This window comes from Streptomyces sp. NBC_01463 (assembly GCA_036227345.1).
GTDB lineage: Bacteria > Actinomycetota > Actinomycetes > Streptomycetales > Streptomycetaceae > Streptomyces.
Map to the genome: position 1 here is coordinate 7,665,791 of CP109468.1, position 15,790 is coordinate 7,681,580.

2 protein-coding genes are annotated in these 15,790 nt (G+C 71.3%); both read left to right on the forward strand.

All coding sequences use genetic code 11. The features are described 5' to 3' along the window. Positions 1-122 precede the first annotated feature (122 nt). The gene (locus tag OG521_33795) at positions 123-4,985 is read left to right on the forward strand and encodes an SDR family NAD(P)-dependent oxidoreductase (protein ID WUW25466.1); all 4,863 of its coding nucleotides are present in this window, start codon (positions 123-125) and stop codon (positions 4,983-4,985) included. Between the two features lie 64 nt (positions 4,986-5,049). Further along, complete coding sequence (locus tag OG521_33800; GenBank protein ID WUW25467.1) at positions 5,050-15,786, forward strand: type I polyketide synthase; 10,737 nt, start codon at positions 5,050-5,052, stop codon at positions 15,784-15,786. Positions 15,787-15,790: the final 4 nt, after the last annotated feature.

The window sequence follows — 15,790 nt, forward strand, 5'->3', positions numbered from 1 at the left end:
CGGGCGGAGCCCCGCCCCGGCCCCGTTACCGAAACGCACCAGCCGTTCGCGCACCCCGCCGGTCACGGCACCGGTCCCGCCCGGCACGGCCGACACCCGCACCGAGATTGGTTGAGGTTCAGATGGCAACCCAGGACAAGCTTCGCGACTACCTCCAGCGGGCCACGGCCGACCTGCGGCAGGTGAAGCGGCGTCTGCGCGAAGCCGAGGCCAGGGAACACGAGCCGATGGCGATCGTCGGCATGAGCTGCCGTTACCCCGGCGGCGTGACCTCCCCCGACGAGCTGTGGGACCTGGTGGCCGAGGGCCGGGACGGCATCACGCCCTTTCCCGTCAACCGCGGCTGGGACGTGGAGGGGCTGTACGACCCCGAACCCGCCACACCCGGACACACGTACGCCCGCGAGGGCGGCTTCCTCCACGAAGCCGACCGGTTCGACGCCGACTTCTTCAGAATGAGCCCCAAGGACGCCCGCGAGACCGACCCCCAGCAGCGTCTGCTGCTGGAGACGTCATGGGAGGCCCTGGAGCACGCCGGAGTGGACCCGCTCTCCCTCAAGGGCTCCCTCACCGGCGTGTTCGCCGGCGTCGTCTACCACGACTACGCCACCGACGGCGGCACCGGCGGCCTGGCCAGCGTCGCCTCCGGACGGGTCTCCTACACTCTCGGGCTCCAGGGCCCTGCCGTCACCGTCGACACGGCCTGCTCCTCCTCCCTCGTCGCGCTCGACTGGGCGGTCAAATCGCTGCGCACCGGCGAGTGCGACCTGGCCCTGGCCGGCGGCGTCACGGTGATGGCCACACCCACCTCCTTCGTGGGCTTCAGCCAGGAACGTGGCCTCGCCCCCGACGGCCGCTGCAAGTCCTTCGCGGCAGCCGCCGACGGCACGGGCTGGGGCGAGGGCGTCGGCATGCTCGTTGTCGAACGGCTCAGCGACGCCCGCCGCAACGGACACCAGGTGCTCGCCCTGATCCGCGGCAGCGCCGTCAACTCCGACGGGGCGAGCAACGGCCTCACCGCGCCCAACGGCCCGGCACAGCAACGGCTCATCCACCAGGCCCTCGCAGCCGCCCAGCTTACCGCCGACCAGGTCGACGCGGTCGAGGCACACGGCACCGGAACCACGCTGGGCGACCCGATCGAGGCGCAGGCCCTGCTCGCCACGTACGGCCAGGGCCGCCCCGCCGGCCGGCCGCTGTACCTGGGTTCGATCAAGTCGAACATCGGGCACGCCCAGGCCGCCGCCGGCGTCGGCGGAATCATCAAGATGGTGCAGGCAATGCGCCACGGCATCCTGCCCCGCACCCTCCATGTGGACGGACCGACACCGAACGTCGACTGGTCCACGGGCGACATCTCCCTGCTCACCGAAGCCATCGCCTGGCCCGACCTCGGGCGCCCGCGCCGGGCCGCGGTCTCCGCCTTCGGGCTCAGCGGCACCAACGCCCACGTCATCGTCGAGGAGGCGCCCGCGGCCGTGGAGGCCGAACCGCCGGCCCCGCCCACCGTGACGTCCGCGTCGGCGCTGATCCCGCTGCGGATCTCCGCCAAGACACCCGACGCCCTCACGGAGCAGGCGCGGCGCCTGCTCGCCCATGCCGAGGCGCGTCCGGGCGAGGCACTGGTGGACCTGGGTCTTTCGTTGGCGACGACGCGTGCGGTGCTGGATCACCGTGCGGTGGTGCTGGCGGCGGATCGTGGGGCGGCGATGCGTGCGCTGTCGGACCTGGTGGCGGGCCGGGAGAGCGCGGATGTCGTGACGTCGGCGGGCTCCTCCTCCGCCGAGGGGCTGACGGCGTTCCTGTTCACCGGGCAGGGTGCACAACGCCTAGGAATGGGAAGGGAGTTGTACGAGGCGTTTCCGGTGTTCGCGGCGGCGTTCGATGAGGTCGTGGGGGAGTTGGACGGCCGGTTGGGTCGTCCCCTGCGTGAGGTGGTGTGGGGTGAGGACGCGGCTCTGCTGAACGGGACGATGTTCGCGCAGGCGGGGTTGTTCGCGGTCGAGACCGCTCTGTTCCGTCTCGTGGAGTCGTGGGGTGTGCGGGCGGATGTGGTGGCGGGGCATTCGATCGGTGAGATCACCGCCGCGCATGTGGCGGGGGTGCTGTCGCTGGGTGATGCCGCTGAACTGGTCGTCGCGCGTGGTCGGTTGATGCAGGGGTTGCCGGGTGGTGGGGTGATGGTGGCGGTGGCCGCGTCGGAGGACGAGGTGCTTCCGTTGTTGGGCGAGGGGGTGGGGCTGGCGGCGGTGAACGGTCCGTCTGCGGTGGTGGTGTCGGGGGCGGAGCAGGAGACGCTGGCGGTCGCGGAGCACTTCGCGGGGCTGGGGCGCCGGACGAAGCGGCTGGCGGTGTCCCATGCCTTCCACTCACCGCTCATGGAGCCCATGCTCGACGCCTTCCGCGAGGTCGCCGCCCGGATGACGTATCACGCGCCGCGCCTCCCCGTCGTCTCCCACCTCACGGGCCGGCTTGCCGGGCCCGACGAACTCAGCTCGGCCGACTACTGGGTACGCCACGTCCGTGAGCCCGTCCGCTTCCATGACGGGGTGGGGACCCTGCACGCCGAAGGGGTCCGGGTGTTCATCGAGATCGGCCCGGACGCCGCCCTCACCCCCATGGCCGTCGACTGCCTGCCGTCCACCGACGACACCCTGTGCGTCCCCGTCCTGCGCCGTGCCCGCGACGAGGAACGCACCCTGATCACGACCGTCTCCCACGCCCACGCGCACGGCACCACGGTCGACTGGAACGCCTTCTTCGAGGGGCGTGGCGCCCGACGAGTCGCCCTGCCCACCTATCCCTTCCAGCACCGCAGCCACTGGCTGGGGCGCCCCGAGGCCCAGGACTCCACCGCGGCCGCGGACCCGGCCGGAGCGGCCTTCTGGGAAGCAGTCGAACGGGAGGACGTCACGGCCCTCGCCGACCGGCTCTCGGTCACCGAGAGCGCACTCGGCGCGGTCCTGCCCGCGATGGCACGCTGGCGCCGCCTCCACCAGGAGAGGGCCGCACTCGACGACCTCCGCTACCGCGTCGTCTTCCAGCCCGTGCCCGTACCGCCCGCCGGAGCCACCGCGCTCGACGCCCCCTGGCTCGTAGCCGTCGCCCACGGACAGACCGACACGCCCGCGGTCACCGCGATCCTGGCCGCACTCATCGAACGCGGCGCCTCCCCGCACGTCATCGAAGCGATCCCCGGCCTGAGCCGGACAGGCCTGGCCGCCCGCATCGCCGCGCAGCCCGCCGCCGGGATCCTGTCGCTGCTCGCCCTCGACGACCGCCCCGAACCCGCACACCCCCATCTCACCCGGGGCCTCACGGCCACCGTCACCCTCGTGCAGGCCCTCGCGGACACCCCCGACGCCCCCAGGCTCTGGTGCGCCACGCGGTCCGCCGTCGCCACCTCCCGCTCCACGGAGCTGACCGCCCCGGAACAGGCCCAGTTCTGGGGTCTCGGCGGCGGCCTCGCCCTCGACCACCCCGGCACCTGGGGCGGCATCGTCGATCTCCCCGCCGAACCCGGCCCGGCCGACCTGCACCGCCTCTGCGACGTGCTCTCGGGCGCGACCGGAGAGGACGCGGTGGCCCTGCGCGCCGACGGCATCCTCGCCCGCCGCCTCGTCCGCGCCCCTCTGAACGACCGCGCCCCGGTCCGGACCCCTCCGTCGCACGGCACCGCGCTGATCACCGGCGGCACCGGCGGTCTCGGCGCCCACGTCGCCCGTATGCTCGCCGCCGACGGCGTCCCGCACCTCATGCTCCTCAGCCGCCAGGGCGGCGCGGCCGACGGCGCCCGCGAACTGGCGGCCGAACTGGAGGAGTCCGGCACCCGGGTGACCCTCGCCGCCTGCGACGTCACCGACCGCGCAGCGCTGGCCCGGGTCCTCGGCACCGTCCCCGGGGAACTGCCGCTGACCACCGTCGTGCACGCGGCCGGTGCCATGCAGCGCATGGCACCGCTCACCGAACTGACCGACGAGGAGTTCGCGGCCGTGGGCCACGCGAAGGTCACCGGGGCCCGGCACCTCGACGAACTCCTCGGCGACCGCCCCCTCGACGCCTTCGTGCTCTTCTCCTCCGGCGCCGCCGTCTGGGGCAGCGCCGGACAGGCCGCCTACGCCGCGGCCAACGCCCGCCTCGACGCCCTCGCCCACCACCGCCGCGCCCGCGGGCTCACCGCCACCTCCGTGGCCTGGAGCTCCTGGCAGGGCGGCATGGTCGACGCCGAACTCGCCGCGGTGATGGAACGCATCGGCGCCCCCGCCATGGACCCCCGCCTCGCCATCGGCGCACTGAAGCAGGCCCTGGAACACGACGAGAGTCACCTCGTCGTCGCCGAGTTCGACTGGTCCCGCTTCGTCCCCACATACACGCTCGCCCGCCCCCGGCCCCTGCTCGACGCACTCGACGACGTGCGCCGGATCCTCTCCGCCGAGCCCACAGCGGCGGGCTCGGACGCGGAGGGCCTGATGGCCCGGCTCGCCGGCCTCTCCGAGGCCGAGCGCGGCCGCGCGGTGCTCGACCTCGTACGGACCCGTGTCGCGGCCCTGCTGGGATACGACACGGCCTCCCAGCTCGACCCGCAGCGCGCCTTCGAGGACCTCGGCTTCGACTCCGTCGCCGCCGTGGAACTCCGCCAGGCCCTGACCGCCGCCACGGGCGCCAAGCTGCCCGCGACGCTGATCTTCGACTACGCGACACCCACCGCACTCGCCGACCACCTGCACACCCGGCTCTTCCCGGACAGCGACGACACCGCCGCGCCCGTCCTCGCGGAGGTCGACCGGTTCGAGGCACTGGTCGGGGCGCTGGACATCGAGGAGATCCGCAGCAGCCGCATCACCTCACGGCTGCAGACCCTCCTCGACACACTGACCACCCTCCAGAGCGGCGAAACGGGGGTGGCCGCCGTACGGGACTCCCTCGACGAGGCCTCCGCCGACGACGTCCTCGCCTTCATCGACCAAGAACTCGGCCTCGCCTGACACGGGCACGCTGCCGTCATCTGACCCCTGCCGTCATCTGACCCCGAAGGACCGTGAGACCGACATGGCCAACGACGAGAAGATCCTCGACTACCTCAAAAAGGTGACCGCCGACCTGCACCGCACCCGGCGCCGCCTCCAGGACGCCGAGGCCGCCTCGCAGGAACCCATCGCGATCGTGGCCATGGGCTGCCGCTTCCCCGGCGGGGTGACCACCCCCGAGGAGCTGTGGCAACTGGTGGCAGAGGGCCGCGACGCCGTATCGGGCATGCCGGACGACCGGGGCTGGGACCTCGGCCGGCTCATGGGCGAGGACACGTCGCAGCCGGGAACCAGCTATGTGCACCAGGGCGGATTCCTCGAAGGAGCGGGCGACTTCGACGCCGGGTTCTTCGGAATGAGCCCCATGGAGGCGGAGGCCACCGACCCGCAGCAGCGCCTCAGCCTCGAAGTCGCCTGGGAAGCCTTCGAACGGGCCGGAATCGACCCGGAGACCCTGCGCGGCGGGCGCGTCGGCGTCTACATGGGATCCGGCATCCAGGACTACGGCGACTTCCCCGAAGGCGTACCGGAGGCCGTCGAGGCGTACATGGCCACGGCGCGGGCCGCGTCCGTCATCTCCGGCCGCATCTCGTACGCCCTCGGCCTCGAAGGACCCTCCTTCACCGTCGACACCGCCTGCTCGTCGTCACTCGTCGCGCTCCACCTCGCCGCCCAGGCACTGCGCCAGGACGAATGCGGCCTCGCCCTGGCCGGCGGCGTCATGGTCATGTCGACGGCAGCACCCTTCGTCGCCTTCAGCAAGCAGCGAGGCCTCGCGCCCGACGGGCGGTGCAAGGCGTTCTCCGACAGCGCCGACGGCACGGGCTGGTCCGAGGGCGCCGGCATCGTCCTGCTGGAGCGCCTCTCCGACGCCCGCCGCAACGGGCACCCCGTCCTCGCCGTCATACGCGGCTCGGCCATCAACTCCGACGGGGCCTCCAACGGCCTCACCGCTCCCAGCGGCCCGTCCCAGCAGCGCGTCATCCGCCAGGCCCTCGCCAACGCACGCGTACCCGGCGCCCACGTCGACGCCGTCGAGGCGCACGGCACCGGGACCACCCTGGGGGACCCGATCGAGGCGCAGGCCCTGCTCGCCACGTACGGCCAGGACCGCACCGCCGAACATCCGCTGAGGCTCGGCTCGTTCAAGGCCAACATCGGCCACGCCCAGGCAGCCGCGGGCGTCGGCGGCGTCATCAAGATGGTCATGGCCCTGCGCAACGGCCTCCTGCCCAGAACCCTGCACGTCGAGCAGCCCTCCACCCACGTCGACTGGACCTCCGGCCACGTCAGCCTGCTCACCGAGGCCGAACCCTGGACGCGCCAGGGCCACCCGCGTACCGCGGGCGTCTCGGCCTTCGGGCTCAGCGGCACCAACGCCCACGTGATCCTCCAGGAAGCACCGGAGCCGGACGCGGCCGAGGACCCCGACGGGACGAGCGTGGGGACGGCCGGGAGCCGGCCGGACACGGACGACCGGGCGCTCCCCTTCGTCACGCCCGGCGCGCCCGTCACGCCGTTCCTCCTCTCCGGACGCAGCGCCGCGGGTCTGCGCGCCCAGGCGGAGCGGCTGGCCTCCTTCGTACGGGACGGAGCCGGCGCCACCGCCCGCCACCGCGACATCGGCCACGCCCTGATGGCCACCCGCACCGCCTTCGAGCACCGTGCCGTCGTCCTCGACACCGGGGACCCCGAGTTCACGGACGGCAGCGAGTCCACCCCCCTGCTCAGCGGCCTGGACGCGCTCGCGGCCGACGCCAAGGCACGCCACGTGGTGCGGGGAGCGGCCACCGGCCCCGCACAAGTCGCCTTCGTCTTCCCCGGCCAGGGCTCCCAGTGGGCCGGCATGGCTGTCGAACTCCTCGCCACGTCACCGGTGTTCGCCGACCGGATGCGTGAGTGCGCCGAAGCGCTGGCCCCCTTCACCGACTGGGACCTCCTCGACGTGGTCCACCAGCGCCCGGACGCACCCACCTTCGAGGAGGTCGACGTCGTCCAGCCGGTCCTGTGGGCCGTCATGGTCTCCCTGGCCGCCCTCTGGCGCGCGTGCGGCGTGGAGCCCGCCGCAGTCGTCGGCCACTCCCAGGGAGAGATCGCCGCCGCCTGCGTCGCCGGGGCCCTCTCACTGGAGGACGGCGCACGCGTCGTCGCCCTCCGCAGCAGGATCATCCGCCAGGACCTCGCCGGACGCGGTGGCATGATGTCGGTCGCCCTGCCCGCAGCCGAGGCCGAATCGGTGATGCGCGGCTGGGGCGACCGGCTCCAGATCGCCGTGGTCAACAGCCCCGCCTCCACCGTCGTCTGCGGCGAGAGGGAAGCCCTCGACGAGCTCTACACCCACCTGGAGGCCCAGGGCGTGCAGGCCCGCCGGATACCGGTGGACTACGCCTCCCACTCGGTGTTCGTCGAAGAGATCCGCGACCGCCTCCTGGCCGAGATAGCCGACGTGACACCCCGCCCGTCCACCACGACCTTCTACTCCACGGTGACCGGCGGCTCGCTCGACACGACAGCGCTCGACGCCGGCTACTGGTACGAGAACCTGCGCCGCACCGTGCGGTTCGAGGACACCACCCGTGCCATGCTCGACGACGGGTTCACCCTCTTCGTCGAGGCCAGCCCCCACCCGGGCCTCTTCATCGCCCTCGGAGAGACGATCGCCACGACCCCGGCCGGCGCCGCCGCCGTCGGATCGCTGCGCCGTCACAGCGGAGACCCCGCCCGGTTCGCGCTGTCACTGGCCGAGGCGTACGTGCACGGCGCCCCCGTCGACTGGAGCCTCTTCCACGACGCCGAGCCCGCCACCCGCGTGGAGCTGCCGACGTACGCCTTCCAGCGCGAGCGCTACTGGGTCACAGCCCCCACCGGGGCGGGCGATGTGCTGACCGCCGGTCTCGAAGCGACGGACCACCCGCTGCTCGGCGCGCGCGTGTCCGCTCCGGACACGGACGCACTCAGCCTCACGGGACGCCTGTCCCTCGGCACGCATCCCTGGCTCGGCGACCACCGCGTGGGCGACTCCGTCTTCTTCCCCGGCACCGGACACGTGGAGCTCGTCGGCTACGCGGCCGACATGGCCGGCTGCGCCGTCATCGACGAACTGACACTGGAAACCCCTCTCACCGTCCCCGAACGAGGCGGAGTCGCGGTACGCGTCACGGTCGGCACGGCCGGCTCGGACGGCAGGCGCCCGGTGACCGTGCACGCCCGCACGGAGGACGGCGACCAGCCCTGGACCCGGCACGCGACCGGAGTCATCGCTCCGGAGTCCCTGCGCGTGCGCGGATCATCCGCGGGCACTGGCTGGGCCTCGGCGCAGTGGCCGCCGGCCGGCGCCGAGCCGGTGGATCTGGACGGGTTCTACGAAGGCATGGCGGACGAGGGGCTGCGCTACGGCCCCGTCTTCCAGGGACTGACCGCCGCATGGCGCGCCGACGGCGACATCTACGCCGAGGTCGCCCTCCCCACCGGCACACCCGCGACCGATTTCCGGCTCCACCCGGCCCTCCTCGACGCGGCGTTGCACGGGGTGGCGTTGTCAGGTGCGGTGAGTGAGGGTGCTGCGTTGCCGTTCGCGTGGTCGGGCGTGTCGCTGGGTGCGGTGGGTGCCTCGGCGGTGCGGGTCCGGGTGTCGGCGGTGGGTGAGAACCGTGTGTCGGTGGTGCTGGCGGACACCGGCGGTGGAGTGGTGGCGTCGGTGGACTCGCTGGTGCTGCGCTCGGTGGGCGGAGAGCGGCGCGCCATGACGGAGTCGGGTGTGGCGGGGTCCCTGTTCGGGATGGATTGGCCCGAGACGGCGCTGCCGGACGCGGAAGCCTTCGAAGGTGTCTCGGTGGGGCGCTGGAACGACGTCAAGGGGACTTCGGACGCCGTACCGGATGTGGTGGTGTACGAATCACTGCGCACCGGCGAGGCAGGGGACGGCACTGCGGACGATGTCCGGACCGCGGTGGGCGAAGCGCTGGAAGTGGTGCAGGCGTGGTTGGCCGACGAGCGGTTCGGTGAGTCGCGTCTGATCGTGCGGACGAGGGGCGCCGTCGCGCTGCCGGGCGCAAGCCCGGCGGACATGGCGGGCGCGGCTGTGTGGGGTCTGGTGCGCTCGGCACAGTCGGAGAGCCCGGGACGTGTGGTGCTGCTGGACAGCGACTCGGACGAGGTGACGGACCTGGCCGCGCGGGTGACCGCCATGGGCGAGTCGCAGGTGGTGGTGCACGAGAACCGGGCCCACGTGGGTCGGTTGGTGCGTGTGGAACAGCCGGCCGACGAGAGCGCCGACGTGGAGTTCGATTCCGCGGGGACGGTGCTGTTGACGGGTGGTACGGGGACGTTGGGTCGGGTGTTCGCTCGTCATCTGGTGGTGGAGCGTGGGGTGCGGCGGTTGGTGTTGACGAGTCGTCGTGGTGCTGGGGTTGAGGGTGTGGGGGAGTTGGTCGAGGAGTTGGCGGGTTGGGGTGCGGAGGTGGTGGTGGAGGCGTGTGATGTGGCTGATCGTGCTTCTGTGGAGCGGGTGTTGGGGTCGGTTCCGGTGGATCGGCCGCTGGTGGGGGTGGTGCATCTGGCGGGTGTGCTGGATGACGGGGTGATCGGTTCGCTGACGGCGGAGCGGGTGGATGCGGTTCTGCGGCCGAAGGTGGACGCGGCACTGAACCTCCATGAGCTGACCCGTGACCTGGACCTCACCGCCTTCGTCCTCTTCTCCTCCGTGGCCGGTACCTTCGGCAACGCGGGCCAGGGCAACTACGCGGCGGCCAACGCGTTCCTCGACGCGCTGGCCACGTACCGCAGGGCGGAAGGTCTCCCCGCGCACTCCCTCGCCTGGGGCTTCTGGGACGAGGCCAGCGGAATGACCGGCAAGCTGTCCGGAGCCGAACGCTCCCGCATCTCGTCCGTCGGCGGAGTCTTCCCGATCTCCTCGGAGGGAGGCGTGGCCCTCTTCGACGCCGCTCTGAGGCTGGACCGGGCGGTGGTGGCCCCGGTGCGGCTCGACCTCGCCCCCGTGAGAGCCCAGGGCTCTGCGGCCCGCGATCTCTTCCGCACTCTGGTCCCCGTCGTCGCACGACGCAGGGCGGCAGGCCACATCGAGGCGAACGGCCTTCAGCAGCGGCTCGCCCGCATCCCCGAAGCGGAGCGCGAAGCCGTTGTCCTGGAGGCCGTCCTGGAACAGGTCGCCTCCGTCCTCGGCTACAGCTCGCTCCAGGCCATCGAGCCGGAGAAGGCGTTCAAGGACCTCGGCTTCGACTCCCTGCGTGCGGTGGAGTTCCGCAACGCGGTGTCCGAAGCCACCACGCTCCGTCTCCCCGCGACCGTCGTCTTCGACTACCCCACCCCCGCGGCCCTGGCCCGCCACCTGCTGGGGGAGCTGTCCGGGACCGACGCCCCCGAGGCGGCAACCCTCACCCCGGTGCGCCCGAACCCCGCCGCCCACGCCGACGACCCGATCGCGATCGTGGGCATGGCGTGCCGCTACCCGGGCAACATCGCCTCGCCCGAGGACCTCTGGCAGGCCGTGAGCGAGGGCGCCGACCTCATCTCCGACTTCCCGACCGACCGGGGCTGGAACCTGCGGAAGATCTACGACCCGGAAGGTGTACGACCCGACACCAGTTACGTCGCCCGCGGTGGTTTTCTCGACGACGCCCCTGGATTCGACCCGGCGTTCTTCGGTATCAGTCCGAACGAGGCCCTGATCATGGACCCGCAGCAGCGGCTGCTGCTGGAGGCGTCGTGGGAGGTGTTCGAGCGGGCCGGCATCGACCCGCTCTCCCTCAAGGAGAGCCGCACCGGTGTCTTCGCCGGGATGATGTACCACGACTACGCCCACAACGCGAGCACGGGCGGCATCGCCTCCGGCCGGATCTCCTACGTACTCGGCCTCGAGGGTCCGTCGATGACGGTGGACACCGCGTGCTCCTCGTCGCTCGTGAGCCTGCACCTCGCGATCCAGGCGCTCCGCTCCGGCGAGTGCTCCCTCGCACTGGCCGGCGGCGTGGCCGTCATGTCGGAACCCGAGGTCTTCGTGGAGTTCAGCCGGCAGCGGGGGTTGGCGAAGGACGGGCGGTGCAAGTCGTTCGCGGGTGCTGCGGATGGTGCCGCGTGGTCGGAGGGTGTGGGTGTGCTGCTGGTCGAGCGGCTGTCGGACGCTCGTCGGCTGCGGCATGAGGTGTTGGCCGTGGTGCGGGGCAGTGCGGTGAATCAGGACGGTGCGAGTAATGGGCTGACGGCTCCGAATGGTCCGTCGCAGCAGCGGGTGATTCGGGCGGCGTTGGCTGATGCGCAGATTTCGTCGGATCAGGTCGATCTGGTGGAGGCGCATGGGACGGGGACCCGGTTGGGTGATCCGATCGAGGCGCAGGCGCTGTTGGCGACGTATGGGCAGGGTCGTCCGGAGGGCGATCCGCTCTGGCTGGGTTCGTTGAAGTCGAACCTGGGCCACACCCAGGCCGCTGCGGGTGTGGGTGGTGTGATCAAGGCGGTGCAGGCGATTCGGCATGGTGTGTTGCCGAGGACGTTGCATGTGGACGTGCCGACGCCGCAGGTGGATTGGTCGGCGGGTGCGGTGGAGTTGCTGACGGAGTCGCGGGCGTGGCCGGAGCGGGATCGTCCCAGGCGTGTGGGTGTGTCGTCGTTCGGTCTGAGCGGGACGAACGCGCATGTGATTGTGGAGCAGGCCCCGGTGGTCGAGGAGCCGGATGTATCGGTGACTGTTGAGTTGCCGGTGGTTCCGGTGGTGTTGTCTGCGCGGAGTGAGGCGGGGTTGTCGGCGCAGGCGGGGAAGCTGTTGGGTGTTTCTTCCGCGTCGTTGTTGGATGTGGGTTTTTCGTCGGTGGTGTCGCGTGGGGTGTTGGAGCATCGTGCGGTGGTGGCGGCGTCGGATCGTGAGGAGCTGGTGCGGGGTCTGACGGCGCTGGCTGGGGGTGGGCTGTCGTCTTCGGTGGTGCGGGGTTCCGTGCGGCCGGCGGGCAAGGTGGCGTTCCTGTTCACGGGTCAGGGTGCGCAGCGGTTGGGGATGGGCCGGGAGTTGTATGAGGCGTTTCCGGTGTTCGCGGCGGCGTTTGACGCGGTCGTGGGTGAGCTGGATGCACGGCTGGGGCGTTCACTCCGTGAGGTGGTGTGGGGTGAGGATGCGGGTCTGCTGAACGGGACGATGTTTGCTCAGGCCGGGTTGTTCGCGGTGGAGACGGCGTTGTTCCGGTTGGTGGAGTCGTGGGGGGTTCGTCCGGACTTCCTGGTGGGTCATTCGGTGGGTGAGATCGCGGCCGCGCATGTGTCCGGCGCCCTGTCGCTCGGTGATGCGGCGGAGTTGGTGGTGGCGCGTGGTCGGTTGATGCAGGGGTTGCCGGCTGGTGGGTCGATGGTAGCGGTGGAGGCGTCGGAGGCGGAGGTGCTTCCGTTGCTGAACGCTGAGGTGGGGATTGCGGCGGTGAACGGGCCGCGTTCCGTGGTGGTGTCGGGGACGGATGCTGCGGTGCGTGAGCTCGTGGCGGTGTTCGAGGGTCAGGGCCGCAGGACGAGCACGCTGCGGGTGTCGCATGCGTTCCATTCGCCGTTGATGGAGCCGATGTTGGCGGAGTTCGGGGCGGTGGTGGCTGGGTTGTCGTTCGGTGCTGCGTCGATTCCCGTGGTGTCGGGTGTGACGGGGGAGTTGTCGCAGGAAGTGACGACGCCGTCGTACTGGGTGCGGCATGTGCGCGAGGCGGTGCGGTTCGCGGATGCGGTGTCGTTTGTGGTGTCGCGGGGTGTGACGTCGTTTGTTGAGGTGGGTCCGGATGGTGTGCTGTGTGGGATGGCGCAGCAGTCGGTGGACGCCGAGCTGGCGGCAACGGTCTTCGTCCCGTTGGTGCGTAAGGGCCGTCCGGAGGTGGCCTCGACGGTTACCGCGTTGGGGCAGTTGCATGTGAGTGGTGTGCCGGTGGACTGGGCCCGGCTCTTCGAGGGGACGGGTGCGCGTCGTGTAGATCTGCCCACCTACGCCTTCCAGCACCAGAATTACTGGATCGTCGGCGAGCAGCACGGCGCAGACGCGGAGTCCATGGGGCAGGCGGCGGCCGGTCACCCGCTTCTGAGTGCGGTCGTGACGTCGCCGGATGCCGACAGCGTGATCCTGACCGGTCGCCTGTCCACCGGCACCCAGAGCTGGCTGGCGGACCATGCACTCGGTGACGTCACGCTCTTTCCCGGCACCGGCTTCGTGGAACTGGCACTCAGGGCAGCGGACGAGGTCGGGTACGCCGGGCTTGAGGAGCTGACTCTGGAAGCGCCGCTGGTGCTGCCGGAGCATGAGGGCGTCGCCCTCCAGGTCGTCGTCGGTCCCTCCGACGACTCCGGCCGACGACCGGTGGCCGTGCACTCGCGAGGCGAAGCGACGGATCAGCCGTGGGTGAGGCATGCCATCGGTTCGCTCGTCGCCGCCGTTGACACATCGGGGGCCGCCGACGTGGCGTGGGCCGCGGGACAGTGGCCGCCGGCCGGTACTGAGCCGGTTGAGCTGGACGGGTTCTACGAAGACATGGCGGAGGCGGGTCTGAGCTACGGGCCGTCCTTCCGCGGGCTGAGCGAGGCATGGCGGTCCGACGGACATGTCTACGCCGAGGTGGGCCTCCCCGAAGGGATCGAGCCCGGCACCTACGCCCTGCACCCCGCCCTCTTCGATGCGGCGTTGCACGGGGTGGCGTTGTCAGGTGCGGTGAGTGAGGGTGCTGCGTTGCCGTTCGCATGGTCGGGAGTGTCGCTGGGTGCGGTGGGTGCTTCGGCGGTGCGGGTCCGGGTCTCGGTGGAAGGCGAGGGCCGGGTGTCGGTGGCACTCGCCGATGCCGGTGGAGCGATGGTGGCGTCGGTCGGTTCGCTCGTGCTGCGCTCGGTGGAAGGGGAACGGCGCGCAGCGGCCGAATCCGGTGCACGGGGTTCGCTGTTCGGAGTGGAGTGGCCGGAGGTGGCGTTGCCCGGTTCCGGCGAGACGGCTGAGCTGACGGTGGGGCGTTGGGCTGACGTGGTGGGTTCGTCGAGTGTCGTACCGGACGTGGTGCTGTTCGATTCACTGCGCGCCGGTGAGGCGGAGGCCGTTCCTGCCGGTGTGGTGCGGGATGCGGTCTCCGAGGTGTTGGGGGTGGTGCAGGAATGGCTGGGCGACGAGCGGTTCGGCCGGTCGCGTTTGGTGGTGCGGACGGTGGGTGCTGTCGCGTTGCCCGGTGAAGGCGTGGATGACCTTGCGGGTGGGGCTGTGTGGGGTCTGGTGCGATCGGCGCAGTCGGAGAACCCGGGGCGTGTCGTCCTGCTGGACGGTGAGCTGAGCGCACCTGCCGAGATGTCGCGGGTGGTGGCGCTGGGGGAGTCGCAGGTGGTGGTGCGTGAAGGACGTGCGCATGTGGGCCGCCTCCAACGCGTCGTGCCGTCCGATGGCGACCGGCAGGTCGTGGAGTTCGATTCCGCGGGGACGGTGCTGTTGACGGGTGGTACGGGGACGTTGGGTCGGGTGTTCGCTCGTCATCTGGTGGTGGAGCGTGGGGTGCGGCGGTTGGTGTTGACGAGTCGTCGTGGTGCTGGGGTTGAGGGTGTGGGGGAGTTGGTCGAGGAGTTGGCGGGTTGGGGTGCGGAGGTGGTGGTGGAGGCGTGTGATGTGGCTGATCGTGCTTCTGTGGAGCGGGTGTTGGGGTCGGTTCCGGTGGATCGGCCGCTGGTGGGGGTGGTGCATCTGGCGGGTGTGCTGGATGACGGGGTGATCGGTTCGCTGACGGCGGAGCGGGTGGATGCGGTTCTGCGGCCGAAGGTGGACGCGGCACTGAACCTCCATGAGCTGACCCGTGACCTGGACCTCACCGCCTTCGTCCTCTTCTCCTCTGCCGCCGGGGTGATCGGCAACGCGGGCCAGGGCAACTACGCCGCGGCCAACGCGTTCCTCGACGCGCTGGCCACGTACCGCAGGGCGGAGGGTCTCCCCGCGCAGTCCCTCGCCTGGGGGCCGTGGGGCGACGGGGGTATGGCGTACAGCCTGCAGAGCGCCGACTCCCAGCGCATGCGCCGGACCGGCATCGCAACCCTGTCGGCCGAGGAGGGAACCGCCCTTTTCGACGCGGCCGAGACGGCCGGTGGTGCGGCACTCGTCACCATGCGGATCGATCTCACCGGGACGGACGCTCCGGGACCGGACGAACTGCCGGACCTGTTCCGAGGGCTCGTACGGCCCGGCGTCCACCGCGCCGTCGACACGACGGCCTCCGGCGCGGCGGCGTTCCGCCGGCGGATGAACGCGCTGACCGACGAAGAGCGCACGGACCAGGTGCTCGATCTGGTACGGGCCCACGCGGCAGCCATCCTCGGCTACGCCGGCGCCTCGGCCATCGAGCCGGACCGGGCGTTCAAGGAGCTCGGGTTCGACTCACTGGCCGCGGTGGAGTTCCGTAACGGCCTGTCCCAGACCACGGGGCTGCGCCCGCCGGCGACGTTGGTCTTCGACTACCCGAACTCCCGCGTGCTCGCGAAGTACCTGGCAGAGGAACTGCGTCCCGACTCGACGACGGACGCCCAGGACGTCGAGGAGGAGCGGGTCCGGCGCATTCTCAAGGGAATTCCCCTGAGCCGGCTCAGGGACGCAGGACTGATGGAAGTTCTCTTCGATCTGGCCGGCGCTCACGAAGAGCCGGCGAACCCGGCCGAGGACACGGACGAGAACTCGACCGCATCCATCGACTCGATGGATGCGGAGAGCCTGATCAGCATGGCACTCGAAGGTTCCGGCCTTGACGACGCGACGCAGGGAATGTGAGATC

What these genes read in the sequence shown, in the direction of transcription:
- OG521_33795 (WUW25466.1), top strand. Translation starts at nt 123, where the DNA reads ATGGCAACCCAGGACAAGCTTCGCGACTACCTCCAGCGGGCCACGGCC.
- OG521_33800 (WUW25467.1), top strand. Translation starts at nt 5,050, where the DNA reads ATGGCCAACGACGAGAAGATCCTCGACTACCTCAAAAAGGTGACCGCC.